We start from the raw sequence: 26,436 nt of genomic DNA on the forward strand, positions 1-26,436 counted from the left end.
CATGAAGCGCGATACGCAATTGATCCATGCCGGGGCGGAACGCAACGAGTACGGCTCCGTGACGGAGCCCGTCTACCGTTCCAGCACGTTCGGATTCCGCAGCGTCGAGGAGTCGGCGACGCGCGCCGCCGGCATCCTGAGCGGCCAGCAGGGCCTGTACGCATACACGCGGCTCGGCAATCCGACCAACGCGGCGCTCGAACGCCGCATGGCCGTGCTGGAGCATACGGAAGACTGCGTCGTCACCGCGAGCGGAATCGGCGCGATTTCGACCGTGATGTGGACGTTTCTCGAACGCGGCGACCACCTGCTCGCGGACACGGCGCTCGATGGCGACACGCACAAGCTGTTCGACGAAGCGCTCGCGAAGTTCGGCGTGGAGGTCGATTTCGTCGACTTCAACGATCCCGGTCTCGTCGAACGCTCGCTGAAACCGAACACGGCGATCGTCTACTTCGAGAGTCCCTGCAACCCGACGCTGAAGGTCAACGACATCGCGGCGATCAGCGCGATCGCGCATGCACACGACGCGAACGTTCGCGTCGTGATCGACAACACGTTCGCGACGCCGTATCTGCAGAACCCGCTGGCGCTCGGCGCGAACCTCGTCGTGCATTCGATGACCAAATATCTCGGCGGCCACAGCGACGTGATCGGCGGATGCATCTGCGGCACGAAGGCGGACATCATGCGCATCCGCTTCGACGGCATCGAGCATACGACGGGCGCGGTGATGGCGCCGGACAACGCGTACCTCGTGCTGCGCGGCATCGCGACGCTGTCGGTGCGGATGGCGCGCCACTGTGAGAACGCCGGCAAGATCGCGCGTTATCTGGAACGCTCGCCGCGCGTGACAAGCGTCCACTATCCGGGGCTGGAGTCGCATCCCGCGCATGCCGTTGCCGACAAGCAGATGCGCGCGCCCGGCGGGATGGTTGCCGTCGAACTGGCGGGCACGTTCGACGAGACCAAAACGTTCGTGAACGGCCTGAAGCTGATCCAGCTCGCGGTGAGCCTCGGCGGCGTCGAAAGCCTCGTCGAGCATCCGGCGTCGATGACGCATTCGATGTTTTCGCCGGCCGAGCTAAAGGCGGCCGGTATCGCGCCGACGCTGATCCGGATCTCGGTCGGTATCGAGGATGTGGACGATCTGATCGGGGACCTGGAGCAGGCGTTCGCGACATCGTAGCGGTTTGCGAGGCCGCCGCGAGACGCCGGCCGCGCGGCGGCGAGAGCGCAGACAAGGCCCCTGCTGAGGAAACTGCGTGGCTCACCTTCCATCGCCCGGCTGGTCCCGCTGGCGCGCAAACCTCGTTCTTGCCGCCGCCGCGATCATGCCCGTCGCGTTGTGCGGCGCGCTGACCCGGTACGAAGCGCGGCTCATCCAGCAACGCGAGGCCGCGCTGTCGACGGCGCTCGTCAAGACGCAGATAAACGCCTTGCTGCTGGACGTCGATGGCCGGCTGGCGCGACTCGCGCCGATTGCCGGCCGCCGTTGCCCCGAGTTGCTGCCGCGACTGATGCGCGAAGCGGCGGTCGTGCCTCATCTGCGGTCGCTGAACGTCGTCGACGGCGATGTGGTCCGGTGCTCGTCCGCGGCCGGAATGGACCAGACGCCGCCTGGCGCGATCGCGAACATTCCGGCCCACGCGCCATCCGGGCCGTGGCTCGCGATCGCTAGCGGAACTCCGGTCGTTCCGGACCGCCCGGCGCTGTTCGTTGGCCGGCCGACGGGGACAGGGCGGACCGTGTTCGCCGTGATCGACGACCGCTATCTGATGGATCTGATCCAGGACGTCGCGCCGCCGGACATGTTCGACGGCGCGGAGATCCAGCTCGGTACGGGCGTGATATCGCGCAGGGCCGAGCCCGACGGCACCGCGTCGATGCTCGTGATGACCGCGCAAACCACGATGCAAGGCCATCCCGTCGCAATCCGGCTCTATGGCAGCAGCGCGCGTCTCTATCGTAACTGGGGCGCCCTCGCGCTCCGCTTCGCGCCGATTGCGCTGGTCTTGTCGGCAGTGCTCGTCTGGCTGTGCTACCGCGTCCAGCAAAGCCTGAGCTCGATGCACGAGCGGATCCTGCGGGGCATCCGGGCACGCGAGTTTCACGTCGAATACCAGCCGCTCTACAGCATCGAAACCGGCGGTTGCGCCAGCGTCGAGGCATTGCTGCGCTGGCGCCGCCGCGACCTCGGCCCGGTCCGTCCCGACGTGTTCATCAGTTCTGCAGAAGATGAGCATGTGATCGTACCGCTCACGCAGCACATGCTTGCGCTGGTTGGGGAGGACATGCAGGCATGGGCCGCGCCGCCCGGCTTTCACGTGAGCGTCAACTTCGCATCCGGGCATCTGTCGAGTCCCGTGCTACTGGACGACGTCCGCGCATTCGCGGCATCGATCGCTGCTCGCAGGCCGCAGATCATCGCGGAGATCACCGAACGCAATCTGATCGGCAATGCCAGCGCGGCGCGACGGATGATTCCGGCGCAGGAGACCCACACGGGCGGACACGACGCCGCCGGGCATGACGGCGGTTGACGCAGCGACAGCTACGTCGCGTACCGGACCGGTGAGCAGCAGGTCACCATGCTCGACTGGCAGTCGCGGAATGCCGGGTTTCGGGGCGAGGCCGTTTCCCCGCGCGAGCTTGCCAAGATTGGAAGTCCTAAAGCTCTTTTTGCAGTTGTGAAGAGGTGGGGGAGCGAGTGGCGCTTCAGCGTTCCGACCGGACGGTCTCTTGCCTTACGACACAAAATCCGTGATGACCGTCACGCCGACGCCTTCGAACTGTTCATGTTCATCAGTGCATCTATCGATGCGCCCAGGCTGATTTTCTTGCTAATCAACCGGCCCGGTTGCAGTTTGCCTGAATGGACCATGTCCAGCATTGCGCCATAGCGGTGTGCCTGCATGCCGTGGCTACCTAAAATCTCCAGTTCGTGTGCAATGACCTGACTCATCGGCACTTGCGGCGTCGGGTGATCGCCAGGCATCAGGCCGACTTGTATGTGCTTGCCGCGACGACGCAGATTGTCGATCGAGTGAAAACAGGTCGTCGGATGGCCAAGCGCATCGAGCGAAACATGCGCGCCACCCTGTGTGATTTCCTTCACGGCCTCAACCACATTCGCCACACGCGCAGCATTGACGGTTGCAACGGCACCCACCGATTCCGCCAGTTCCAGTGCCCGCTCCGAAATGTCGACGGCGACTACATTCGCGCCGATCGCGTTTGCGATCATGATCGCCGACAGGCCGACGCCGCCGCAGCCATGCACCGCAACCCACTGGCCGGCGGAGGTTTTACCTTGATCGACCACGGCACGGAACGAGGTCGCAAAGCGGCAGCCAAGGCTTGCGGCAGTCGCGAAGTCGAGCGCGTCCGGGAGGCGCACCAGGTTGAGGTCAGCGTAATGGATGCCGACGTATTCGGCAAACGAGCCCCAGTGGGTGAAGCCGGGCTGGAACTGGCTTTCGCAAACCTGCTGGTTACCTGAATGACACTCCGGGCAGTGACCGCATCCAGCCACGAACGGGACCGTTACGCGATCGCCGACCCTCCAGCGCTTTACGTTTGAGCCGACTGCCGCGACGATGCCGGCCAGTTCGTGCCCCGGGACGTGCGGAAGCACAATATCTGGATCGTGGCCCATCCAGCCGTGCCAGTCGCTCCGGCACACGCCGGTCGCCATGACCTGGATGACCACGCCGTGGGGGCCGGGGTCGGATCGGCCACATTCATCAGTTTGGGGGTGGCGCCGAAAGATTCGTAGACTGCGGCTTTCATTTTTCCATCTCATATCGCATGATTGATGCAATATATCCCGGAAATGACGGGTTTATCTTTCTATTTTCTGGTCTATATCGGAACCTTCCGGAACATGCCTTCGGGGTCCCGCCGATATGGGAAAGGAAATTTCATGGAAAAGCTGGACAGCATCGATCGCGGCATTCTTGACCAGCTCCAGCGGGACGGGCGGATTTCCAATTCAAAACTGGCCGTGCTTTTTTCCTTGAGCGAGACGTCGTGCTGGCGGCGGCTGAAACGGCTGGAGGATGCGGGACTGATAGACGGTTACTACACGGCACTTAACCGGCGAAAACTCGGGTTGGGCGTAATGGCATATGTGCAGATCGTGTGTACGCAACATTCGGAGGAGGTCACGGCAGAATTCGAAAGGATCATTCAGGCCAGCCCGAACATACTGGCCTGCGACAACACGACGGGAGAAGCAGACTATCTGCTCCATGTGGTCGCAGCCGATCTCGACGACTATAGTCGCTTCGTGGAAAAGGTCCTGAGAAAACTCCCCGGCGTTTTTGGCATACGCTCGAGTATCTCCTTGCGCCAGGTAAAATCGACGAGGCGCCTGCCGATCATATAGGCTTGCCCTTTGGGCTCATGCTTGTTCTCGTGATTACTGCGTCCGTGCGGAAATGGATAAATGGATACCCCTCCTCCGCATAGCTGCCTCCGGCTTCCCGGTATCAGACCATTATTGCGCTGGGTGGACCGCGCGAAGGCATTCGAGCGCATGATCGACGCGATACCTGCGGTGCTGGTTCTGAATGCACCGTCGTGTTGACGAGCGGGTGCGGGAACCCGAAAGTAATTTGGGTAACGGACCGGCTGAATTACCTCGACTTTGAAATCGTAATCTGGCTAGAACGGAAGTTATTTGATTAATTTTCCGGAAGCCAATCGGGTTCCTCTACACCTTCTTCTTTTTTCAGAAATGCAGCGACGGCCGGCGCATCCATGGGCCGAGAACAGTAGTACCCCTGAACAAGGGTTGCGCCGAGTGCGGCAACCGTTTTTAGTTCGGCTGCAGTTTCGACACCTTCGATCACGCAGTCGAGCGCCATCTGCCGGCTGAGATTGAGCAGCGTGCGAACGACCGTGAACGCCGTCGTCCCTTTCTTGAGACCGCTGACAAACGTCCTGTCGATCTTCAGGCGCGTGAGCGGGAGATTGCACAGGTAGGAAAGACTTGAATAACCGGTGCCGAAATCGTCGACGGACAAGCCGCAGCCCAGACCGCGCAACACGTCGGCCGTCTTCTGGACCTGGTCGAAGTCGTTGGCCATCGCCGTTTCGGTTATTTCGAAGTCGAGCCGGGCTGGCTCGATACCGCTGCTGAGAATGCGCTGCGCCAGTTCTTTCACCGTCGGCTCGCTGGCGAAATCGTGAGCGGAGAGGTTAAAGGACAGGCCGATATGCGCCGGCCACTGTTTCGCGCAGGCTAACGCCTTCGTAAACAGCGCGAGGGTCAATTCGTTGATGACGCCGCTGCGTTCCGCGGCGGGAATGAACTCCCCGGGCGCGACGGTACCGAGCAATGCGCTTTGCCAGCGCGCGAGGGCCTCGAAACCGACGGTGCGCTGCTGGTCGAGCGAGAAGATCGGCTGGAAGGCGAGGTGAAGCTCGCTGCCCAGATCGGGGGAGCGCAGAGCCTGCGCGATCCGGGACTCGCGGATGATCTCGTTGCGGTGGGTCTCCGAAAAGATGGTGACCGTGCCCCGCGAGCAGCGTTTGCCTTCATAAAGCGCGTAATCCGCCGCCTCGAAGAGGTCCGCTTTGTTTCGCGAGGTATGCGGATACGTCGAAAAGCCGATTGTCGCCCCGAGTCGCACGGAGATATCCCCGGCGAGCACGGGATGACGAAAGACATCGCAGATGCTCAGGCCAAGCTGCGAGAGGCCGGTATCGGTGCAGTCGTCCGTCACGATGATGCCGAACTCGTCGCCGCCCAGCCTTGCAAGCGTCGTCGCGCCGCGAGCCGCTGTTGCGAGGCGCGACGCGACTTCTGCGAGAACGTGGTCGCCCACGGAATGGCCGTGGATGTCGTTGACGGACTTGAATCCATCGAGATCGACCAGCCCCACCGCGAGCCGGCTGCCAGACGTTTGGGCGGAATCGAAATGTTTGTCCAGCGAGGCGAAAAACGCCCGCCGGTTCGGGAGATTCGTGAGACTGTCGATATTCGCGAGACGCTTGTTTTCGCCTTGCGCAGCAACGAGGTCCGAAAAATTCTTGAAATGGGTGAATGAAACGACCAGCATGGCTAGCGAGACCAGCGACGTATCGATCGCAATTGCCTGGAAGACGCTGTTTCCCGAGCTCAGAAACGTGACCACGAGCGCGCCGTTCACAATGGCTGTGACGGTGAAGGCCGCCTTGATTACGTGCATCAGGCAAAAGATGACGCCAATGACCGTGATGGCCATGTAGAAGGCGACGTGGAGCTTGAATGCCGCGCCGCCGTAGGGCAGGAGGGACAGCGACCACGCCGTGAACGATATGGAGAAGACCCACGCCAGCCTGCCGGAGTTGCGCATGATCGCGGCCGCATTCCCGGCGGTCACGCCGGTCCTGGCCCGCCTTATCCATGAGACCACGCGCAGCACGCAGATTCCCGTGAAAACGACGGGGCAGGCGACTCCCTGCCAGCCCGGAATGGCGTCTTCGTGGGGCAGCACCATGCCCCATGTGTTGATGATCAGCAGCCCATACATCATGGGAAGCTGATAGATCATCACGCGCAACTGAGCTTGTTTGAGGGCAGCGCTGTCCGCGGCGGCGAATGAGCGCCGAATCGTCCCCCAATATTGAGCCAGAACGTTGAACATTGCTTTGCGAATCGATGCTGTCCCTTTGCCGCTGCCGGGAACGAAATGTAATGCATCGGTTTACGGCCGCATTCTGCCGGACATTAGCCGGACTGCATTGAATTGACACGGTTTCCTGTTGCTGCCATCGGCCGTCCGACGACGACGGATAGACGAACATTCAGTTTGACCACTGTGCTTTTTCGCATGACGCGCGGCCTAAAGTTCATGTGACGGGTGCCGAAATACCGGCCATGGCGCGCAAACTTCCTGAATATCCCGACAAACATCCTCTCTGGGCCGAAGCGCGCGCGCTTGAGGCCAGCATTCGCGTCATCCGCAGGGCACAAGGCAAAAAGAACCCGGAGGATTTTCCGCCGGGCAGCCCGGAGTGCGCCGCCGCCATGGAAGAGTTCGTGCGCGACGTGTGCCGCGTGCTCCAGATCGATATCGACGTGTTGGATAAAGACGCAGGCGAGGCCTAAGATTCGCCGTTCTCCCCGGTCGCGCTGCGAGACGCCGCATCGTCCACCACCGATCTATATTTCGATAATCGTTGAAATGTGGAATCGAAGCGTGTAAGCTCGCGCTCATGGACTCCAACCTCGTTGTGCGCGCCCTGGGCGCGCTTGCCCACGAATCGCGACTCGCGATTTTCCGCGCGCTCGTCGTCGCCGGCCCGGAGGGCATGGCCGCCGGCGAAATCGCGCAGGAGCTGGGCGTCGCTCCGTCGAGCCTGTCGTTCCATCTGAAAGACCTGTCCCACGCCGAATTGGTGAAGTCGCGGCAGGATGGGCGCTTCGTGATTTACACGGCGAATTTCGAGGCCATGACGGGTTTGATCGGTTTCCTCACGGAGAATTGCTGCGCCGGTGCGAATTGCGCCGCGAGCGATCTCCCAAGCGCCTGCGGAGGCAAACAATGAAGCGCATGCATATTCACGTGTCGGTCGATAACCTCGACGAAAGCATCCGGTTTTATCGCGCGATGTTCGGCAACGCCGAGCCCACGGTACTCAAGCCCGACTATTGCAAATGGGAGCTGGCCGACCCGGCCGTCAACTTTGCGATTTCGAAGCGCGGGGCGAAGCTGGGCGTCGATCACATCGGCATCCAGGTCGAAACCGAAGCTGAGCTGGCCGAAATGAACGCGCGTTTCGCGGCTGCGGGTTTGCCGGTGGACGAGCAGATCGGCACGACCTGCTGCTATGCGAAGTCGGACAAGGCATGGACCGTCGATCCGCAGGGCGTTGCATGGGAGACGTTCCGTACGCTCGAATCTGCGCCCGTTTATGGCATGTCGCACGCGCCCGCGGCGACATCGGGCGCGTGCTGCTCGCCGGTCGAATCGCTCGTTACGTCACGGAGCCGCGCATGAGCGACAAGGTTTATTCCGTACTGATTCTCTGCACGGGCAACAGCGCGCGCAGCATCATGGCCGAAGCGCTGTTCAACATCCTCGGCAAAGGCCGCTTTCATGCGTATAGCGCGGGCAGTCATCCCACCGGCAAGGTGAATCCGTTCGCGGCCGAGCGCTGCGCGGCTTTCGGCTACGACACATCCGCACTGCGCAGCAAGAGCTGGGACGAGTTCGCGAAGCCCGGCGCGCCAAAAATGGATTTCGTCATTACCGTATGCGATCAGGCGGCGGGAGAAACCTGCCCGTTCTGGCCGGGCGAACCGCTTACCGCGCATTGGGGCTTCGAAGACCCGGCCGCTTTCGAAGGGACCGACGACGAGAAACGTCAGGTCTTCGACAGGGTCTTCCGCCAGATCATGAACCGCGTGACGCAGTTCGTGAATCTGCCGCTACACGTGCTCGACCACAACGCGATGCATCGTGAGCTGCGGGCCATCGGCGAACGCGCGCCGGAGGAAGCGGATGGCCCGCACTGATACGGTAATCAATGGCAGCCGGCCTCCAATTGGCTTCTTCGAACGCTACCTGACACTGTGGGTCGCGCTGTGCATCGTCGCGGGCGTCGTGCTTGGCCGGGCGCTGCCGTCAGTGTTCCAGGCGATCGGCGGGATCGAAGTCGCGCAGGTGAATCTGCCGGTCGGCATGCTGATCTGGGTGATGATCGTGCCGATGCTGGTGAAGATCGACTTCTCGGCGATGGCGCAGGTCGGCCGCCAGTGGCGCGGGATCGGCGTCACGCTGTTCGTGAACTGGCTCGTGAAGCCGTTTTCGATGGCGCTGCTCGGCTGGGTGTTCGTCCGTCACGTGTTCGCGCCGTGGCTGCCGGCCGCGCAGCTCGACAGCTACATCGCAGGCTTGATCCTGCTGGCTGCCGCGCCTTGCACGGCGATGGTGTTCGTGTGGTCGCAGCTTTGCAAGGGCGATCCGTATTTCACGCTGTCGCAGGTTGCACTGAACGATGCGGTTATGGTCGTTGCGTTTGCGCCGCTGGTTGCGCTGCTGCTCGGACTTTCATCGATTACGGTGCCGTGGAATACGTTGCTGATCTCGGTGGCGTTGTACATCCTGATTCCCGTCGCGTTCGCGCAAGCGCTGCGCCGCCGCTTGCTTGCAAAGGGCGACGCGTATTTCCGGAAAACGATCTCGCGTTTCGGCCCGTGGTCGATCGGCGCGCTGCTGCTCACGCTCGTGCTGCTGTTCGCGTTCCAGGGGCAGGCCATCCTGTCCGAACCGCTCGTCATCGTCATGCTGGCCGTGCCGATCCTGATCCAGGTCTGCTTCAACTCGGGGCTTGCGTATCTGCTGAACCGAAGGCTCGGCGTTGCCCATTGCGTGGCCGGCCCATCGTGTCTGATCGGCGCGAGCAACTTCTTCGAGCTCGCCGTCGCGACGGCGATCAGCCTGTTCGGCTTTCATTCCGGCGCTGCCCTCGCGACGGTGGTGGGCGTGCTGATCGAGGTGCCGGTCATGCTGCTGGTCGTTGCCGTCGTCAATCGTTCGAGGGTTTGGTACGAGTCCGCCGGTTCGAGCCGGTAACGCGGCGCAACGGAGTCATTGTGCAAAGCAACGCGGCCGTTTTTGGGCTTGGCTTTTCACATGCGGGAACGCGGATTGCTGGCCTTCGTAGATCATAAGGAGTCCACGAGGTAGCGTGTGAAAACGGCTCTTGTGCTCGGGTTGTCGTCCTGCTCCGCCTTGGCGTTTCTGACAATTCAGCCTGCATGTGCCGCCGATTCCGCGCCCGACGAAACACCGCCGTGCGGCAGGCTCGTGGGGGCGAACGCCGCGGGCGGCTTCGCATTGCGCAGCGGAGAGGCGGTCGATTTCGTCAGCGCGGGTGAAGCGACACACGGCATGCTGCGCGTCTTCAGCGACGGTCCCGTGTATCGCGCGTATTGGCAACCACAGGGCAGCGAAGAGAAGTATGCACTCGCGAACGCCGGGCCAGGCAGCGTGCGTCTCGTCTCGACGCGGCCGCGGGGCGCGCCCGCCGGCGAGGGTCAACCCGGCATCATGACGGCGCCGTTGCAGGTGCTTTCGTGCCCGAAGCTTTAATTGCCGGTCCCATCATGTGAACCGGTCTTTCGTATCGCGCCATGACCGACTAGTCTTTAACGACATCAAACGGATCGGTCCGTGGCCGGCACACGACATCGCAGCGCGATGCCCGCCTCGAAGGAGACACTTATGGAGCTCGAAACCCGCACCATGGCGCGCGTAACCGCAAGGCTCGTGCCGTTTCTGATCGTCTGCTATTTCGTGGCGTATCTCGACCGCGTCAACGTCGGCTTTGCTGCGCTGCAGATGAACAAGGCGCTCGATCTTTCGGCAAGTGCATTTGGCTTTGGTGCGGGCGTCTTCTTCATTGCCTATTTTTTCTTCGAGGTGCCGTCGAACTTGCTGCTCGAACGCTTCGGCGCGCGGCGCTGGATCGCGCGCATCATGTTCACATGGGGCGTCATCGCGGGCGCGATGGCGTTCATTCCGTATATCGCACGGCTGACGGGCATGTCGAACGCACACGTGTTCTATGGGCTGCGGATTTTGCTGGGCGTTGCCGAGGCCGGTTTCTTCCCCGGCATCATCTTTCTGCTCACGCTCTGGTTTCCCGCTAAATATCGCGGGCGCGTGGTGGGTTATTTCATGGCGGCCATTCCCTTGTCGACGGTGATTGGCGGCCCGATTTCGGGTTCGCTGCTCTCGCTGGACGGGCGAGGAGGACTAGCGGGGTGGCAATGGGTTTACCTGATCGAGGCGGTGCCCGCGCTCGTGCTCGCGGTGGCCGTGCTGTTCTATCTGACCGACAAGCCAGCGGATGCAAGCTGGCTCGCCGACGACGAGCGCCGCTGGCTAGTGGAGCGCCAGGCGCAGGAGCGCCGGCATCGCGAAGCGGTGCGCACGTTCGGCGTGCTGGAAGCGCTCTTCAATTTGCGCGTGCTGGCCGTGGCGTTGATCTACTTCGGTGCGAACGCAACCAATTACGGACTGAGCTTTTTCCTGCCGCAGATCGTCAAGGCGTTTGGCCTCACGAATCTGCAGACCGGCTTCGTGACCGCGCTGCCTTACGTGGTCGGCGTCGTTTCGATGGTGCTGTGGGGAAGGCATTCCGACCGGCGCCTCGAGCGCAAGCGCCATGTGGCATTCGCGCTGGCCGTCGCGGCCGCCGGCATTGCGGCTGCCGCGGGGCTCGACAGTCCGGTGCTCAAGATGCTGGCGCTTTCGGTTGCGGGTTTCGGTATCTTCGGCTGCCTGCCCGTGATCTGGACGTTGCCTGCCGCGTTTCTTTCCGGTGCGGCTGCCGCCGGCGGCATTGCCGCCGTCAATTCGCTCGGCAATCTTGCGGGCTTTTTTGGCCCGTTTGCGATGGGCTGGATCAAGGACAGCACGGGCGGCTTCGGTGCGGGCCTGCTATGTCTTGCCGGTGCGGGGCTCGTGGGCGCGGGCGCGGCACTCATTCTTCCTCATAACCCGGCGCTCGAAACGCTCGATGAATTCGCGCATGGCGATACGCACAGGGCGCGCGGCGTCGTCAGGCCGTGAGCGGCGCGCTCGCACGAACTCCGCTTATTTCGAATGCGCCGCAACGACCGTCGCGGCCTTCCGGCAAACGCGCTTTGCCTGTTCCCATGAAAGCGCCAGCTCGATCAATCGCCCGCGCGCATTGAGCACGACGATGCGCGATTCATGCCGGGTCTCGCGATCCGCCCAACGCGCCTTGTAATCGCCATGCAGCGGCCGGAAATCGAAATCGCGCCCGTGCGCGTGTGCCCATTGGGCGATATATTCGACCAGCAGGTTGCCAACGGAATACACGCTGAACGCCTCGTCGTACGTCGTGATCAGATACTCGACGGTTCGTGTGCCGACGAGGTTGACCGAGGCCGCCACCGGCTGCCCATTGACCTGTATGCAAGCAACGAGCGGCATACTGTTCGGGTCGTTTTTCTGCGCGAGGCCAATAAAAAAATCGCGTGTGCGGTCGTCCATCAAATACGGCGATTCGATTCCGCGTTTGAGCGCCCATTGGCGTTTATTTGCGAATAGCCATATCAGCACGCGTTCCGTTTCCTCGACCGTATCACACCATCCGAAACTGACTTCGCCTTCGCGCCGGAGCCGCTTGATGCTCGAACGCAGCGCGGCACGCAGCGTGGAGTGTCGCGTCGCGAGGAAATCGTTCCATGCGGAATAGGCGCGCAGCCCTATCGAGTATCCGGGCATCACGCGCCAGCGAGGCGGCAGCGCGGCTTGCACCCACGACTGCGGCACGGCGTCGAGTGCGTGCTGCAGTGCGCTGCCGTTTTCGACCATTGGAATATGCAGCACGTCGGCATGAATCCGCATGACCGCCTGAAGCGCGACGGCGTAGAGTTCCGCGCGGCGCGTATCGGCGATCAGCGGGCCGCCATATTCCTCGCCGCATCCGCAGCCAGGCGCCTGCGCGGTTCGCAGGCCGCCTTTGCGTACGATCGCTACAGGCCACAGCGCGAGCAGTTCGTGTGCGTCGTGCACCGTCGCGACTTCGATCGTCGCGCCGCTTGCTAGTGCCCGCGCAACGGCAGCCTCGCAATATGCAAAGCTGATGAAGGGCGAGTGGCCATCGGCCGCCGTGGAAAGCGTGCGCCATTGCGGCTCGATTGCGCGAAATGCTTCGAGGGACTCGCAGGCGCGCAGTTCGTGCCGCAAGGAGGCGGCCGGCGACGACTCATACAGCGCAGCGGCGGAAGTCGGCACATGCGTCTCCTCAATGAATTCGTGGCGCTGATGATTCAACCCGAAAGGGAAGCGCTGAGACGGTCTTTTATCGCAATGCGGCGATTGCGGTCCGAGTGCGTGTCGGCACGCGCGCCGCGCAGGCTTTGCCAGATGACGACGCTTTCATGATCTTCCGGTCCGAAGCCGACCTCGTCGTGATCGTACGGAAAGACGCCCGCAAACCAGCGCTTCAAGTGGAGCGAGCCGTCGAACACGCTGCCGCACACGGGGTTGTCATAAACGACGAACAAATGCTGGATCGCGCCGCTCGCAAGGCTCGTCTCGAGCTTTTCCAGCAACGACGCCATCAACTCGGGCCCGAACGGATTGAACAAGAAGACGACCACGTTGCCCGACGGCACCTTCAGATCGGCGACGTTGGCGTGCAGGGCGCGGATGGGCGGCCGTTGCGGAAAGCGTCGCGCCAAGACGACCGCGTTCGCGTTCGCGGTCCTCACAAGGTCCGCGCTGATGTCATAGCCCAGGGCGAGGGAGAAAGGATATTCGGAAGCGACGATCATCGGCCGGCCCTTTCCGCAGCCGACATCGACGAACGTATAGCCGCTGATGTCGCCCAACGTGTCGAGCGCGCGGCGGATGATGGTCGGCTGCGAGCCCATGTAAGGCCTCAACTGGCCGACGAGGCTTGCGTCGCGCTGCAGTATCGTGGCGTCGACCAGACCACTCGTGTCCGTGCCATATTGCAGGTCGATGGGATGGCGGCGCAGGCAGCCGGAGTAAACGGCCCGCAGCAACGGCACGCGAATGCAGACGCGACGTACCGGCGGCATGAACATGGCACGCTGCACGCTGTCGGGCAACCGTGCTACTGCATTCAGCAAGGGTTGTTTCAGCGCACGTCTGAGCGCCATTCGGGGGCCGCCGTGTGTCGTCGTTCGCATGGATTTGCGTGCCGTGAACCGTTCCAGAATCTATCCTTGTGCCATCATCGCGCGGAAGGCCGCAGCTATGCCGCCATTCATCGGTTGTAATGCGACAAAAGGGCGGCATCATCGCGGTTCCAAGCGCGGTAATATGCGGCGTATCGTTATTGAAAGGGAAATCGAATCAACGCGAATGACGATCTCGATACTCTCCCCGATTTCTCCGCCTATACTTTCGTGCCTTAATGAACATCGTCGCGCGACCTTGCGCGAATGAAGCTCCGCCTTCGAACGTATCGGTGTAGATAGGCTTTCTGGTCTTTGGGTTTATGTAATCCAACCGAAGAGGCGATGAATGATCGCGCGAGTGCACACTGAAGCGCGCCGCAAGCAGTATGCAATGTACCGCCTGCGCCTGGCAATGAAGCGGCTGATGAGCGCCGAAGCGGCTACCGAAAGAATGATGGCGACGCGCTGGGTGAATGCCTGGAGCAGCGCCGTTGGCGAACGGTGGTTCGCGGCAACGTCGTATGGCAATCTTGGCAACGCCGCAACGGTTCGGCCGGAACTCAGGGGGCATACTCACCGGGCGCTGTAACGGGCCGCGCTCCAAAATGAAATAAAACGCATATTTATTTGACCAATGACGGCGCGAAACGATATTGTCATAATTTGGACATTTTCGCGCTTATCTTGGCTCTTGCAGAATACGAAACCACGCATCCCTTGAATGTCGAACTGGATGGCGTGAATTACGCGGGTGCTTACCGCGTGATGTCGGGTAGCGTCATCGTCTACTTCGAGAACGAAATCAAGTTCGCTCAGTACGGAACCCATCGCCCCGAGATCATTGCGCGCTGGCTCTTGACCGACCTTTGCCGTAAAGCCGACTCGCGCAAGCGCAAGGCGGTCAAGTGTTAATGTCGCGTGCGTGCGTGCGTGCGTGCGTGCGTGCGTGCGTGGCGCGTACACCGTGGCGCACGCAAGGAATCAGTGTGCACTCGTGCGCATGTTGCGAAGGTTTTCCCGCACGCGTCGCGTGACCAGCACGGTCAAATAATCCTTGATGCGTGCGCCTTCGCTGTATTCCGCCCACGTTTCCTCATACATTTTTGCTACGGTTTCCATCGGCATTTGCGTTTCTGCCGCAATGGCCTTCACGACTTCCGCTACAGATGGCTGTTTCATCACCGCCTCCCTGGCGCAAGCGCGCCTGGCGAGTGTCCATCATAAATCCGCTGTGTCTTTACTGGTCGGCAATCGGCTTGCGTACGACGTCATCGCTTTTGTCGGCGTGCCATTGCGCGCGGATTTTCGCCACGACGGCGGAGGGTAGCGGGATATAGTCGAGCGCCTGGGTCGTTGGTTCGCCGTGTGTGAATGCCCATTCGAAGAACTTCAATGTTTCTTCAGTGTGCGCAGGCTTGTCCGGCGTGGCTTGCAGCAGCACGTATGTCGCGCCCATCACGGGCCACGCATCCTTGCCGGGCTGATTGGTCAACACCTGATAGAGCGAAGCGGACCAGTCGGCGTTGGCGGCCGCCGCGCTGAACGTCTGGACACTGGGTTCCACGACAACGCCTGCCGCATTCGTCATGGCCGTATAGGTTAGATGGTTCTGCTTCGTGAAGTCCCAGGCGATATAACCGATTGCGCCAGGCAAGTAGCCGACGAACGTGGCGACGCCTTCGTTGCCCTTGCCGCCGATCCCCAACGGCCAGTGAACGCTGGTTCCTTCACCGACCCTGCGTTTCCACTCGGGGCTGACCTGCGAGAGATAGTGCGTCCAGATCAGCGTCGTGCCCGAGCCATCGAGGCGTCGTACCACGGCGATGGGTGTGTCGGGCATCTTGAGGTTGGGATTGAGCCGCACGATGGCCGGGTCGTCCCAGTACAAGATCTTGCCGAGAAAGATCTGGCCGAGCACTTCGCCGGTCAGCATCACCTGGCCGGCCTTGATGCCCGGAAGGTTCACGACGGGCACCACGCCACCGATGGCGGTCGGAAACTGCCGCAACCCTTGCTTGCTCAATTGCTCGTTCGTGAGTGGCGCATCGGATCCGGCGAAGTCGACCACGTGTGTCGAGACTTCCTTGATGCCGTCGATGGAGCCGGTGCCGCGATAGACGACCTTGCCGCCGCCGGACTTCTCGTAATCTGCGGCCCACCGGGTATAGAGCGGCGCGGCGAAGGTGCTGCCGGCGCCGGTCACGCCTTCTGCTCGGGACGTGACTGCGCAAATGCCGCACATGAGAGCGGCAAGCAGGGGGAGCAATGGTCTCACAGGCATCTCCCGTTAGAACGCGCTGCGGCATGTCGCGGAGCCCGATTGGTTTGGGCATTAAAGGTTCTTCGAGGGCTGCCGGTCCGGGCAAATGGTTTTGCGTCTTACTGGCCGGCGCTCGCCTCCTTTCATTGAACGCTCCGCATACCGCTAATTACAGGACGGTGACAGCCCGGATTCAAATTGAATCCAGCTATCGTGCGGCCGGGCATTCACTTGGCATCGCGTAAATGAAATAGCCGCATTCAATCCCATCAGGATGTTGCCGGGCGCGAGTGGATGGTGAGGATAACAAACGAAATGGGAAGTCTTCGTATCGATCTCTGGAGGGAGCATGACAAATTCCGCTGAAGGGAAAGTGTGCGCCAGGCCACATAGCTGCAACGAATTATTTACAAATAGCCGCTAGGGTACGTCCGATTGCCCCGGGTTCGTCTTGACAAAACGCTTTTAATCCCTTACGGAGACGCTACAGATGGCCATCAGCACACTTCGCTCCGCGTTTTGCGGTTCTTGCCTTGCAGCACGACCTTCACGTCTTTCCCTTGCGGTTGTTCTTGCCTGTGCGAGCGCCGGCGCGGCCGCGCAGACCGCCGACGCGTTCTTCGGCGGTTCGGGTCTTCTCGTCGTGAGCCGTAGCGTCTACGACAACCGGTCGGGCAACGTTACGCCGGGCATGTCGCTGCCGCCCGACTGCAATAGCGTGCAGGCGAGCTGCCCGACGGGCGGCGCACCCTATGACGGCACCTATCCCGCCGTCTGGAACAACGTGCTTTACGATCCGAGCTTCGGCATCACGTCGCGAATATTCCTCGACGCGATCACGCCGGGCGGACAACTGGTCCGCACGCTGGAGGTGCCGAACAGCACGCATCCGGGCAACGGCCACGATCAGCTCGAAGTCCGAACTCGCTCTCAATCTGTCGAGTGATGGCCGCTACCTGACGTTCATGGGCTATGTCGCGCCGGTCAATACGATTGACGTGTCGAACTCGAATACGCCGGGCGTGATCGATCCGACGAATCCTGATGGACAGACGTACTATCGCGCCGTTGCGCGTCTCGATGCAGACGGTCATTTTTCCTTTACGGAAACCAACGCATACAGCGGCAACAACGGCCGTAGCGCGTTGCTCAACAACGGCAACGACAACGGCAAGGGCAACGGTTTCTATTACACGGTGGGCAATGCGGGTAACGGCTCGAATCCGCAGCCGGTGGGCGTGATCCTCGGCGCCGGCGCGCAGTTCATCGAGGCGACGAATCAGCACGAGGCGCAGCAAATGCCGGGGACGCCGGCGCCGCTCGCGAGCTTTTCGGTCACCCAACTTGGCGCGAAAGCCGACAAGGTTGGCAAGGACGACAATTACCGCGGCCTGACCGTGTTCAACAACGTGGTGTACTTCACGAAGGGCAGCGGCAGCAACGGCGTGAACACCGTGTACTTCGTCGATACGACGGGCAAGGCTTGCCTCTCGGGCGGTGTTGGCGTGCCGGTGGCGGGTGCGAAACTGCCGGCCAATCCGCTTGCGTACGACGCGTCCACGGTTGCAGCCAACGGCTTGCCGGACAACGTGTGCGTGCTTGCGGGTTTCCCGGCGACGCCCAACAAGTCGGCGACGACGCTGGCCTATCCGTTCGGTTTGTGGTTCGCCGACGCCAATACGCTTTACGTTGCCGACGAAGGCGACGGCTATGTCGGCGGCACGGACCTGTACACACACGCCGCGCAGCAGACCGGGGCGGGCCTGCAAAAGTGGGTGTACAACGCGGGAGCGAAATCGTGGAAGCTCGCGTATACGCTGCAGAATGGCCTGAATCTGGGTGCTTCCTACACCGTGCCGGGCTATCCGGTCGGCACCAACAGCGCGACCAGCTTGCCCTGGTCGCCGGCGACTGACGGTCTGCGCAATATCACGGGCCACGTCGAAAACGACGGCACGGTCACGATCTGGGCGATCACCTCGATGGTGAGCGGCAATGGCGATCAGGGCGCGGACCCGAATCGTCTCGTTGCCGTGCGCGACAAGCTGCGCAATACGACGGCCTCGGGCGCTGCGAACGAGCGCTTCGTTACGCTGCGTAACGCGGGCTTCGGCGAAGTGCTGCGCGGTGTGTCGCTCGCGCCGGGCGGTCTGTTCGGCAAGTGGTTCTGAGCGCTCGGCGGCGTATACGGGCGTCAGGTCGCACTCGAAGCGGGATTCACGCACAAAGCCGTATGGCGCACTGGATGAACTGACTTCCCGGCGTCGCGCGCATTCGCGAAGGTGGCGAAATCGTAAGAGTGATTTCGCCGCCGCCGCGAGCCTTACTGGTTGACATCGACCACGAGGCGCCCGCGAACCTGGCCGGCAAGCAGAGCGCTTGCAGCCGGAATCGCATCGGCAAGGGCGATTTCGTGTGTGATCGTGTCCAGTTTTTCCAGATCGAGCGTTTCTCCCAATGCTTGCCAGGCCTGCCGACGTTCGGCAAACGGGCGCGTGACGCTATTGATGCCGAGGAGGCTCACACCGCGCAGGATGAAAGGGGCGACCGTTGCCGGGAAGTCCATGCCTTGCGCAAGGCCGCAGGCCGCGACGACGCCGTCCGCGCCCAGGCTCGCGCAGACGTTCGCCAACGTGTGGCCGCCGACCGAATCGATCGCGGCCGCCCAGCGCTCCTTTTGCAGCGGGCGGCCCGGCCCGGACAACTGGGCGCGATCGATGACCTCGGCCGCACCGAGTTGTTTTAGATATTCGGATTCCTGAAGTCTTCCGGTCGAGGCCACCACGCGGTAGCCTCGGCGCGCGAGCAAGGCAATGGCAAAACTCCCCACGCCACCGCTTGCGCCTGTCACGAGCACGTCGCCATGCGTGGGCGTGATACCGTGCCGTTCCAGCGCGAGGATGCAGAGCATGGCCGTATATCCGGCTGTGCCGACCGCCATCGCCTGGCGAGGCGTGAAACCCGAGGGTAGCGGAATGAGCCATTCGCCTTTGACACGCGCTTTCTGGGCGAGCCCGCCCCAATGCTGTTCGCCGACGCCCCAGCCGTTGAGCACGACCGCATCGCCCACGACGTACGCAGCATTGGCGCTCTGCGCGACCGTGCCCGCGAAGTCGATGCCGGGAACCATGGGGAAATTGCGTACGACGGGGCCTTTACCGGTGATTGCGAGCCCGTCCTTGTAGTTCAGCGTGCTGTAGCCGACTTCGACGAGCACGTCGCCTTCGGGTAGGCGCTCGTCGTCCAGTTCGGCGATGCCCGCTTCATATGATCCGGAATCCTTATCGATAAAAATAGCCTTGAACATGATGTGTCGTGCTCCTTAAGCGATGAACGATTGCCTTCGCATGCGCTTACGCGGCGGGCAATCCGGCGATGAACCCTCTAAAGAACGTGTCGAGCGGAGCGGCGCTGCGCGCGAGCCGGGCGCGCAGCACGGCGCCTTCCCAGCCGATCCAGAAAAATGCAGCCAGCGAGGCAAGGTCGATTCGCTTTGCAAGTACGCCTTCGCGTTGGGCCTCGCGCAGGCATGCCACGATACGCGCCTGCCAGCCCTGCAGAATGCGTTCGAGCGTTTCGCGGAAGTCCTCGGGCAGGATGCCGACTTCCACGCCCAGGTTGCCAACGAGGCAACCGCGCGTATAGCCGTGGCGGGCCATGCCCTTGCCGGCGTCTTTTACGAACGCGCCGAGTCGCTCGAGTGCGGGGCGCGTGTCGTCGAGCAGCCAGCGATCGAGTTTTGCGCAGAAGTATGCATCGTACGCGGCCATGAGTTCGCGCGCGAACGCTTCCTTGCTTTCGAAATAGTGATAGAACGAGCCTTTGGGGATGTTCACGCGCTTGAGCACAGCGTCGAGTCCCGTAGCGGCAAAGCTCTGTTCGGTCAGCATTTCCATGCCGGCGCGGACGAGCGATGCACGCGTGTCCGCATGCGCGCGCGGGTCTTTGGGCGGTCTGCCGCGACGCGGTTTGACAGTAGTCGGTTCCATGAGGCGGATATTAGACTGATCGTCTATAAAATTCAAGCAGGCGGCGGTGCCAACCACGCACACGATTCAAAATCGCTCGATCAGCCGGGTTTCGCCGCGCGCGCAAGACTCATGGCATGCCGTGCGCGCCGCGTTCGCAGCGCCGTGCGTGGATAGCGGCGCATCGGCGCGGCGTGACGTCGAAACGACGATCGAAGGCCGCGAAGGCCGCAGGGGCAATTCGATCAGGCGTTCTGGAGTTGCAAGGTCGGCTACATGCTCGACGGCATGGACACGCAGATGCCGTCTTTCGTGATTCGCGCGCCGGCGTCCAGCTGGGCGGGCGTGCAAGGCGGCTATTGCGCGATCATCACCTCGCTGCCTACGTTCCTGAAAAGCGAGTGCCATCTCACCATGATGGGCCCCCTGGGGGCTAGCTCGCGACGATCATCGCCGGCTCGTATGCGGGCTACCGGTCGAGCGCATGGCGCACCGACCGGCTCGGCCGCAAGCTCATCCCGTTCGCGACGGACTCCATGGCGATTGCGTTTGCCTATACGTTGCCGCCGCTCACGAACCGGCTCGATGCTGTGGCTCGGTTTTCCGCCCGGTTTCTTCGCGTCCGGCATTTTCCAGGGCACGGGCGCGTTCTTCACGGAGCGCTTTCCCAAATGCGTGCGCGGCTCGGGGCAGGGCTTCTGCTACAACGCGGGCCACGCGATCGGCGCACTTGCGAAGCAGTTCGGTCCCGGACCGGGCATCGGATGTTTGCGATGGCGGCCTATGGCGTGCGGATCGTCGCGGCGCTCACGCTGCCCGAAACGCGCGGTCGCGAACTCGAAACGGCGTGACGGCGCAGCAGCGTCTTTCGCGCTAAGGCAGTTCGCGCGCCTTGATCGTGTCGCCGGCGCGCACGAAATTGCCGGCGCCGAGATGGTGGATCGTGTGCAGGTCCGCGTTGCTGCTGTCGAGTTCCCAGTGGCCATGGCGGAACGCGCGCGGATCGGCCGCAGCGGCGATCACTTCGCCAAAACACGTGTCGTAGGCGTCTTCGGTATGCGGCTCGGGAATCAGTCGGCATTCCATCCACGCGGAGCAACCCGCTTCCAGCAGAGGTAGTCCGAGCTTCGGGCCCGCAACGGCGGCGATTCCGAAGCGCTCGAATTTGTCGATCTCGCGGCCGCTCACGCTGCCCACGGCATATGTGAGGTCAAGGGCGGCGGCGCCCGGAATGATTACGCCGAACGTGCCGCTCGCGTTGATCAGTTCGCGCGTAAACGTGCGCTTGTCGATGACGACGGCAATGCGCGGCGGCGTGAATTCCACAGGCATGGACCATGCGGCCGCCATGACGTTGCGACGTTTGGCGTCGCTGCTCGTGACGAGGATGGTGGGGCCATGGTTGATGAGGCGGCTCGCGTGTTCGAGCGCCACCGGCGCGAAAGTCGAAAGGGTTTTCATCGGGCGCTTGATGTGGTGTGAGTCGGAACCCGGGCGACTTTACAACAGAAACGGGAATGTCGCGGAACGAGGCGGTGGCGCTGGACCCAGGGCACGTCGATGTCGTCGGCGTTCATCGCAATGTGCTGACGATTGACGTGCGCGTCCCGGCCAGTTCGGGGTATGCGCGCGCCAGTAGCGAAAACGCTAAAGGTTCCCCCGCGAACGCCGTTAGAGCGGGCATGAAGACGCTATTCACCCAGTCCGATGCACGCTTCATCCTGTCCATCGCCCTCGAACTGGCCGAGAACCAGGCCGTGGAGGCGGGAGTCGAACTGGAGTCGGCGGCAGGATCGGCGATTTGCGACGACGTGATCGTCGCGACACTCTCTCAGTTCGCGCCGACTGTCACGATCGACGAGTTCTACGGCCTGCTGGCGCGGCCCGAGGTGCTGCATTGACTCGCGCGCCAATGCGCGCCTCAGCGGCAGCCGGAAATGAAACTGCGGGCGCTCGTCGCATGAGCGTCCGCAGTTTCATTGGACCCGCGACGAAGTTCGACGTTGTTTAGAATCTCTGGCGCAAACCCATGCTCACGATCGCCTGCGACTGCGCTGCCGGCGAGTGGCCGTTGCCCTTGTCGGACACCGAGGCCGTGGCCGCGACGGGCTTGCCCGCGGTATCGAGCGTCATGCCCGAGGCGTGCTGATAGCCCGCTAGCAGATATACGGTCGAGCGCGTCGAGAGGTCATAGGTGGCTCCCGCCGAAACGTTGTGGTACTTGCGCGTCCTCATCTACGCCTTCCGCGGTGCTCGTTGCTGCGATACGTCATGCCCGCGTCGGCAATGCTGTAGGGCGTGACCGAACCCTGTGCCGATGCGATGCCGGCGAAGGACAGCAGGACTGGTGCGGCGAGCAGGTGTTTTCTCATCATTTGTTGTTTCGATGTCGATGGATCGCTTCGTGAGCGATTTCTGGTTGTGCACGCAAGCGCTGGCTACCTCGCGAACGAGGCAGCCAGCGCTTGCGCGGGAAGGGAAAGGGAACGGCGCGGGTTACGTCAGCGTTTGAGCGAAGCGCCGGGCGGCATCTCCGGGGCGCTTACGGTGACGGTCCTGCGGACCTTCGCGACGGCTTCGGCGCTGACCGGCGCGCCGGCGCTGCCCCAGCTCGTGCGCACGAAGGTGGACACGTCGGCCACTTCCTGGTCGGACAGACGCCAGCCGAACGGCGGCATCGTAAACGACGAAGGCGCGGACTTCGTGCCTTTGAGCGTGCTGCCCGAGAGCAGCACGTGAATGAGCGAAGTGGGGTCCTTGCCCTGCACGACCGGGTTGCCGCCTGGCGCCGGAAACACGCGCATATAGCCGCGCCCGTCGCTGCGGTGGCAGGCCATGCAGTTGTCGCGATAGACGGCGGCGCCGCGCGCGCTCGCATCGCCGTTTTGCAGCTTGCCGGCGGCGGCTGGGTCGTAGGCGTGCGGCGTTTCCTTCGCACCGCTGGCGGGCAGCGTCTTGAGGTAGCGCGCCATGGCGAGCAGGTCCGCGTCGTCCATGTGCTGCGTGCTGTGCTGGACCACGTCGGTCATGCCGCCGAACGCCGCCGTATGCAGATTGCGGCCCGACTTGAGGAACCGCACGATGTCGTCCTCGCTCCACGCGCCGATGCCCGTGCGCGGGTTGCCGCGCAGGCTGGACGGCAACCAGCCGTCGACCGGCGCGCCGCCCGAGAGAAAGTCGTCGCCTTCGAGGTCGGTGAGCGCGAGTTCCTGCATCGTGCGCGCGCGCGGTGTGTGGCACGCGCCGCAATGGCCGAGGCCCTGCACGAGATAGGCGCCGCGCGCGACGATCGCGTCGTTGTAGCGCGAGGCGTCGAATGGCTGCACCTTCGGCGCGAACAGCGTGCGCCAGATGCCGAGCGGCCAGCGCATCGAAAGCGGCCACGGAATGTCCACCGCGCGATTGTGCGCCGGCACGGGCGCGACGCCTTGCATGAAGTAGGCGTAGAGCGCCTTCATGTCGTCGTCGGAGAGGCGCGCGTACGAGGGATAGGGCATCGCCGGGTAGAGCGTCTCGCCGTTGGGGCGCACGCCCTGACGCACGGCTCTGGCGAAGTCGTCGTAGCTCCACTTGCCGATGCCGGTGTTCACGTCGGGCGTGATGTTGGTCGAATAGATCGCGCCGATCGGCGTGTCGAATTTCAGGCCGCCCGCGAACGGCTTGCCGCCTTGTATCGTGTGGCAGGCGATGCAGTCGCCCGCGCGCGCAAGGTATTCGCCGCGGGCGGCCGGTTGTTCGGCGGCTTGCGCTGCGAAGGTCGTGAAAGCCGCGCCCGCGATCGTCACGCGTGCAACGTTCGCGCATGTGGAGAAAAAGTTCTTCTTCATACCGCTCTTCACACGCTCACCAGGGGGCCGGGATTCTTCAGATACTGGTTGCGAATCGCTCTCGCACTCCAGTAGGCGAGGGCGGCGACGAGGCCGGTCGGGTTGTAGCCGATCCCCTGCGGAAATGCGGAAGCGCCCATCACGAACACGTTGGGGACGTCCCAGCTCTGCAGATAGCGGTTGATGACGCTCGTCCTGGGGTCCGTGCCCATGATCGCGCCGCCCACGAGGTGCGTGGTCTGATAGCGGCGCGAGTCGAAGCGCACGCCGAACTGGCGCGTGTAGACGTTCAGGGCCTTCGGGCCCATCGCCTCGGCGATCTTCTGCATCTGGCCCGTCACGTACCGCGCCATCTTGATGTCGTTGTCCTTCCAGTCGAAGGTCATGCGCAACAGCGGTTGACCGTACGAGTCTCGATAGGTCGGGTCGAGGTCGAGATACACGTCGCGGTACGACATGTTGGAGCCATGCGCGTCCATCGAGATCGTGTGCGCGTAGTGGTCCTTCACGGCCTTCTTCCACTTGGCGCCTCAGTTCGGCGTGCCCGCGGGCGTGGCGATTCCGCTGACCGGTTTCATGCCAGCCTGGTTCACCCATAGCGGCGAGCCGCCCACGAAGCCGAGCGGGCCGTGGTCGAAGTTGTCGGCGTTGAAGTCGTCCACGGCCACGCCGTTGCCGCCCGCGCCGACGAACGGATTCGTCCACGTGTCGTTGTCGAAGGATGCCGTGATGGTCGAGAGATTCTGGTACGCGAAGTTGCGGCCCACCACGCCCTCGCCCGAGATCGGGTCATAGGGCTTGCCGATGCCCGAGAGCAGCAGCAGGTGCACGTTGTGATACTGGAACGCCGAGACGATCACGAGGTCGGCAGGCTGGAACACTTCCTGTCCGGCCGGATCGATGTAGGTCACGCCCGTGGCGCGCCGTTTCGTGTCGTCGAGTTCCACGCGCAGCACGTGGCATTTCGAGCGCAGTTCGAAATGCTTTTCCTGCTTGAGCGCGGGCAGGATGTTGAGGTTCGGCGAGGCTTTCGAGTACATGTAGCACGCGTAGCCGCTGCAGTAGCCGCAGAAGTTGCACGGCCCCATCTGCACGCCATACGGATTTGTGTAGGGGCCCGAAGTGTTGGCAGAAGGAAGGCGGTACGGGTGCAGGCCGATCGATTTCGCCGCGTCGAAGAAGCGCTGTTCCGAATACGTATTCAGTTGCGCGGGCAACGGAAAATTGTCGCTGCGCGCCGCTTCGAATACGTTGCCGTCGCCGACGACATTGCCGTTCACCTTGTATGCCTGGCCCGAGGTGCCGAACACCTTTTCCGCGAAGTCGAAGTACGGCTCCAGTTCGTCGTAGCTCACGCCGTAGTCCTGGATCGTCATGCCTTCGGGGATGAACTGCTTGCTGTAGCGCTCGTCGTAGTGGCTCTTCAGGCGCAGTTCTTCGGGCGTGATGCGGAAATGCACGCCGGACCAGTGCAGGCCCGCGCCGCCCACGCCTTCGCCGGGCAGGAACGCGGCGAGCTGGCGGTAGGGCAGGGCCGTCGGGGTAGGTGTCGCGATACTCGCCGCGCTCGAGCGCCACTACGGTGAGGCCCGCTTCGGTCAGTTCCTTCGAGAGGATCGCGCCGGTCCAGCCGAAGCCGACGACCACGGCATCGACGTGAGGTTTCTTGATTGCCATTCAGGTACGCTCCCCGGTGATCGAGACCGGGCCGTACGGATAGGCCTTGCCGTTCTGGTTGACGAAATCCATGAAATCGGCGCGCGCGCCGGGAAAGCCGATCATTTTCCATGCGGCCATGTCGCGGTTGCCGCCGTGGATGGGGTCGCAGAAATACCCTTCCCGCGTGTTCTGCAGCAACTGGCCGAAGAACACCGCCGCGGGCACGCCGTCGAGTTGAGCCTCGCCCGCTTCGAGCGCGGAGAGCACGCTGTCGCGCGTGGCGGCGTCGAGCGCGTCGAAATTCTTGCCGTATGCCTTCGAGCAATACGCGTTCGCGGCCGCGATGCCGAGCCGGTAGATGTCGCGCGGCACGAGCTTCAACTGGTAGCCGAGTTCGGGCACGCCTTGCTGAAACGGTCCCTGCATGTACCAGAGCGCGCCGTGCGCATAGGGCGTGTCCATCTGCCGGTCGATGAACTCGGGCACGCCGGCTTCCAGCGCGCCGGGGCCTTCGGAATCGGCGGGAATCAGGCGGTCCGTTGCGGCCTCGACAAAGGCCCACTCGCGCGCGTCGAAGAAGCGCGGTTTGTAGGCGGCTTGCGGGGCTGCGTGAGGCGCGGAGGCCGCGCTGCCTGCGGCGGCCTCCGCGCCCGGCGGCTTCGTGCCGCCCTCGCAGCCGGCCAGCGCGCTGGCGGGAACGAGCACCGCTGCCGCGCGCAGGAAGCCGCGGCGTGTCGTGAGAGGAGATTCAGGCATGGTGGAATTCTGTATGAGTTCGGCGCGACATGATCTGACCGCGTCCGCGCAGGGATCCTGCCCAGCCGTCATCGGGCCCGCCACCGCGGTCAATGTCTTTGGAACCGGTTCCATTCTTGGTGCGTGATTCTACAGTAATCCGTGGCCGGGCCTGCACCGACCGTGCATGAAAGGCCGGCGCAGAACGCCGCGAACCGGCCCTGACAAATTTGCTTTGTTGTTTTACAACACGGGCGACGCGATGATACCGTGCGCGGTATCGACAACGCTCCATCTCCAGCGCGA

At 62.8% G+C, this 26,436-nt stretch carries 26 protein-coding genes and 5 pseudogenes; 16 read left to right on the plus strand and 15 right to left on the minus strand.

Annotated elements, in window-relative coordinates; genetic code table 11:
* Position 1 precedes the first annotated feature (1 nt).
* Positions 2-1,189: a trans-sulfuration enzyme family protein gene (locus tag BLU17_RS10960; RefSeq protein WP_091996759.1), complete on the plus strand. Its 1,188-nt coding sequence runs from the start codon at positions 2-4 to the stop codon at positions 1,187-1,189.
* Between the two features lie 76 nt (positions 1,190-1,265).
* Positions 1,266-2,543 (plus strand): CSS-motif domain-containing protein, encoded by a 1,278-nt coding sequence (locus BLU17_RS10965; protein WP_091996760.1) that lies wholly within the window; start codon positions 1,266-1,268, stop codon positions 2,541-2,543.
* A gap of 204 nt (positions 2,544-2,747) precedes the next feature.
* Here the strand turns inward: BLU17_RS10965 and BLU17_RS10970 are convergent.
* Positions 2,748-3,792, minus strand: a pseudogene (locus BLU17_RS10970) (zinc-dependent alcohol dehydrogenase family protein).
* A 133-nt stretch (positions 3,793-3,925) separates the two neighbouring features.
* Between BLU17_RS10970 and BLU17_RS10975 the strand changes: the two are divergent.
* On the plus strand, positions 3,926-4,390 hold the full coding sequence (locus BLU17_RS10975; protein WP_091996761.1) for an Lrp/AsnC family transcriptional regulator: 465 nt from the start codon (positions 3,926-3,928) through the stop codon (positions 4,388-4,390).
* A gap of 298 nt (positions 4,391-4,688) precedes the next feature.
* Here the strand turns inward: BLU17_RS10975 and BLU17_RS10980 are convergent, their stop codons facing one another.
* Positions 4,689-6,635: a putative bifunctional diguanylate cyclase/phosphodiesterase gene (locus BLU17_RS10980; RefSeq protein WP_091996762.1), complete on the minus strand. Its 1,947-nt coding sequence runs from the start codon at positions 6,633-6,635 to the stop codon at positions 4,689-4,691.
* Between the two features lie 233 nt (positions 6,636-6,868).
* Between BLU17_RS10980 and BLU17_RS10985 the strand changes: the two genes are divergently transcribed.
* The 7 genes from BLU17_RS10985 (at position 6,869) to BLU17_RS11015 (ending at position 11,573) form a co-directional block, all read left to right on the plus strand.
* The gene (locus tag BLU17_RS10985) at positions 6,869-7,099 is read left to right on the plus strand and encodes a hypothetical protein (RefSeq protein WP_091996763.1); all 231 of its coding nucleotides are present in this window, start codon (positions 6,869-6,871) and stop codon (positions 7,097-7,099) included.
* A 107-nt stretch (positions 7,100-7,206) separates the two neighbouring features.
* Entirely contained in the window at positions 7,207-7,539 is a 333-nt protein-coding gene (locus BLU17_RS10990) for an ArsR/SmtB family transcription factor (protein WP_091996764.1), read from the plus strand.
* A complete protein-coding gene (locus BLU17_RS10995) occupies positions 7,536-7,991 on the plus strand; it encodes an ArsI/CadI family heavy metal resistance metalloenzyme (protein WP_091996765.1) in 456 nt (151 codons plus the stop codon). The genes BLU17_RS10990 and BLU17_RS10995 overlap by 4 nt, the downstream gene beginning before the upstream one ends.
* Complete coding sequence (locus BLU17_RS11000; RefSeq protein ID WP_091996766.1) at positions 7,988-8,509, plus strand: arsenate reductase ArsC; 522 nt, start codon at positions 7,988-7,990, stop codon at positions 8,507-8,509. Before BLU17_RS10995 ends, BLU17_RS11000 begins: the two co-directional genes overlap by 4 nt.
* On the plus strand, positions 8,496-9,569 hold the full coding sequence (gene arsB / locus BLU17_RS11005; RefSeq protein ID WP_091996767.1) for an ACR3 family arsenite efflux transporter: 1,074 nt from the start codon (positions 8,496-8,498) through the stop codon (positions 9,567-9,569). Before BLU17_RS11000 ends, arsB begins: the two co-directional genes overlap by 14 nt.
* 117 nt (positions 9,570-9,686) lie before the next feature.
* Complete coding sequence (locus BLU17_RS11010; protein ID WP_245746805.1) at positions 9,687-10,088, plus strand: hypothetical protein; 402 nt, start codon at positions 9,687-9,689, stop codon at positions 10,086-10,088.
* A 132-nt stretch (positions 10,089-10,220) separates the two neighbouring features.
* Entirely contained in the window at positions 10,221-11,573 is a 1,353-nt protein-coding gene (locus BLU17_RS11015) for an MFS transporter (protein WP_091996768.1), read from the plus strand.
* A gap of 24 nt (positions 11,574-11,597) precedes the next feature.
* On the opposite strand, the gene BLU17_RS11020 is transcribed toward BLU17_RS11015, so the two are convergent.
* Positions 11,598-12,767, minus strand: coding sequence for a GNAT family N-acetyltransferase (locus BLU17_RS11020; protein ID WP_245746806.1), 1,170 nt, complete (start codon positions 12,765-12,767; stop codon positions 11,598-11,600).
* 35 nt (positions 12,768-12,802) lie between these two features.
* Entirely contained in the window at positions 12,803-13,660 is an 858-nt protein-coding gene (locus tag BLU17_RS11025) for a class I SAM-dependent methyltransferase (RefSeq protein WP_143189228.1), read from the minus strand.
* Between the two features lie 367 nt (positions 13,661-14,027).
* Here BLU17_RS11025 and BLU17_RS11030 point away from each other — a divergent pair, with 367 nt between their 5' ends.
* Positions 14,028-14,270 carry a hypothetical protein gene (locus BLU17_RS11030; protein ID WP_091996770.1) on the plus strand — a complete coding sequence of 81 codons (243 nt, stop codon included), beginning with the start codon at positions 14,028-14,030 and terminating at the stop codon, positions 14,268-14,270.
* A gap of 74 nt (positions 14,271-14,344) precedes the next feature.
* Positions 14,345-14,593: a hypothetical protein gene (locus tag BLU17_RS11035; RefSeq protein WP_091996771.1), complete on the plus strand. Its 249-nt coding sequence runs from the start codon at positions 14,345-14,347 to the stop codon at positions 14,591-14,593.
* A gap of 69 nt (positions 14,594-14,662) precedes the next feature.
* On the opposite strand, the gene BLU17_RS11040 is transcribed toward BLU17_RS11035, so the two are convergent.
* Both BLU17_RS11040 and pstS read right to left on the minus strand, forming a co-directional pair.
* Positions 14,663-14,860: a DUF3562 domain-containing protein gene (locus BLU17_RS11040; protein WP_091996772.1), complete on the minus strand. Its 198-nt coding sequence runs from the start codon at positions 14,858-14,860 to the stop codon at positions 14,663-14,665.
* 58 nt (positions 14,861-14,918) lie between these two features.
* A complete protein-coding gene (pstS, locus tag BLU17_RS11045) occupies positions 14,919-15,923 on the minus strand; it encodes a phosphate ABC transporter substrate-binding protein PstS (protein ID WP_091996773.1) in 1,005 nt (334 codons plus the stop codon).
* Positions 15,924-16,431: 508 nt separating this feature from the next.
* Between pstS and BLU17_RS33725 the strand changes: the two genes are divergently transcribed.
* Positions 16,432-16,887, plus strand: a complete 456-nt coding sequence (locus tag BLU17_RS33725; protein ID WP_245746807.1) for a hypothetical protein — start codon at positions 16,432-16,434, stop codon at positions 16,885-16,887.
* Positions 16,888-16,906: 19 nt separating this feature from the next.
* Positions 16,907-18,112 carry a hypothetical protein gene (locus BLU17_RS11050; protein WP_245746808.1) on the plus strand — a complete coding sequence of 402 codons (1,206 nt, stop codon included), beginning with the start codon at positions 16,907-16,909 and terminating at the stop codon, positions 18,110-18,112.
* Between the two features lie 152 nt (positions 18,113-18,264).
* On the opposite strand, the gene acuI is transcribed toward BLU17_RS11050, so the two are convergent.
* The 3 genes and pseudogenes from acuI to BLU17_RS34390 all read right to left on the minus strand — a co-directional run.
* Positions 18,265-19,248: an acrylyl-CoA reductase (NADPH) gene (acuI, locus tag BLU17_RS11055; RefSeq protein WP_091996774.1), complete on the minus strand. Its 984-nt coding sequence runs from the start codon at positions 19,246-19,248 to the stop codon at positions 18,265-18,267.
* Positions 19,249-19,294: 46 nt separating this feature from the next.
* Entirely contained in the window at positions 19,295-19,930 is a 636-nt protein-coding gene (acuR, locus tag BLU17_RS11060; RefSeq protein ID WP_091996775.1) for an acrylate utilization transcriptional regulator AcuR, read from the minus strand.
* A 66-nt stretch (positions 19,931-19,996) separates the two neighbouring features.
* Positions 19,997-20,158 (minus strand): annotated as a pseudogene (locus BLU17_RS34390) (LysR family transcriptional regulator); the annotation flags it as partial.
* A gap of 93 nt (positions 20,159-20,251) precedes the next feature.
* Between BLU17_RS34390 and BLU17_RS33730 the strand changes: the two are divergent.
* Positions 20,252-20,760 (plus strand): annotated as a pseudogene (locus tag BLU17_RS33730) (MFS transporter); the annotation flags it as partial.
* A 22-nt stretch (positions 20,761-20,782) separates the two neighbouring features.
* Here the strand turns inward: BLU17_RS33730 and BLU17_RS11075 are convergent.
* Positions 20,783-21,370, minus strand: coding sequence for a flavin reductase family protein (locus BLU17_RS11075; protein ID WP_091996777.1), 588 nt, complete (start codon positions 21,368-21,370; stop codon positions 20,783-20,785).
* 56 nt (positions 21,371-21,426) lie between these two features.
* Here BLU17_RS11075 and BLU17_RS11080 point away from each other — a divergent pair, with 56 nt between their 5' ends.
* Entirely contained in the window at positions 21,427-21,810 is a 384-nt protein-coding gene (locus tag BLU17_RS11080; RefSeq protein WP_091996778.1) for a hypothetical protein, read from the plus strand.
* A 106-nt stretch (positions 21,811-21,916) separates the two neighbouring features.
* Here the strand turns inward: BLU17_RS11080 and BLU17_RS11085 are convergent.
* From BLU17_RS11085 to BLU17_RS11100, 5 genes and pseudogenes are all read right to left on the minus strand, one after another.
* Positions 21,917-22,154: pseudogene (locus BLU17_RS11085) on the minus strand (porin); the annotation flags it as partial.
* Entirely contained in the window at positions 22,141-22,284 is a 144-nt protein-coding gene (locus BLU17_RS32315; protein ID WP_143189229.1) for a porin, read from the minus strand. The gene BLU17_RS32315 and the pseudogene BLU17_RS11085, both read right to left, overlap by 14 nt.
* 126 nt (positions 22,285-22,410) lie before the next feature.
* Positions 22,411-23,736 (minus strand): c-type cytochrome, encoded by a 1,326-nt coding sequence (locus BLU17_RS11090; RefSeq protein ID WP_091996779.1) that lies wholly within the window; start codon positions 23,734-23,736, stop codon positions 22,411-22,413.
* Positions 23,737-23,744: 8 nt separating this feature from the next.
* A pseudogene (locus BLU17_RS11095) lies at positions 23,745-25,413 on the minus strand (GMC family oxidoreductase).
* Positions 25,414-26,151 carry a gluconate 2-dehydrogenase subunit 3 family protein gene (locus BLU17_RS11100; RefSeq protein ID WP_091996780.1) on the minus strand — a complete coding sequence of 246 codons (738 nt, stop codon included), beginning with the start codon at positions 26,149-26,151 and terminating at the stop codon, positions 25,414-25,416.
* Positions 26,152-26,436: the final 285 nt, after the last annotated feature.

Source organism: Paraburkholderia lycopersici, from assembly GCF_900096975.1.
Classification (GTDB): Bacteria; Pseudomonadota; Gammaproteobacteria; order Burkholderiales; family Burkholderiaceae; genus Paraburkholderia; species Paraburkholderia lycopersici.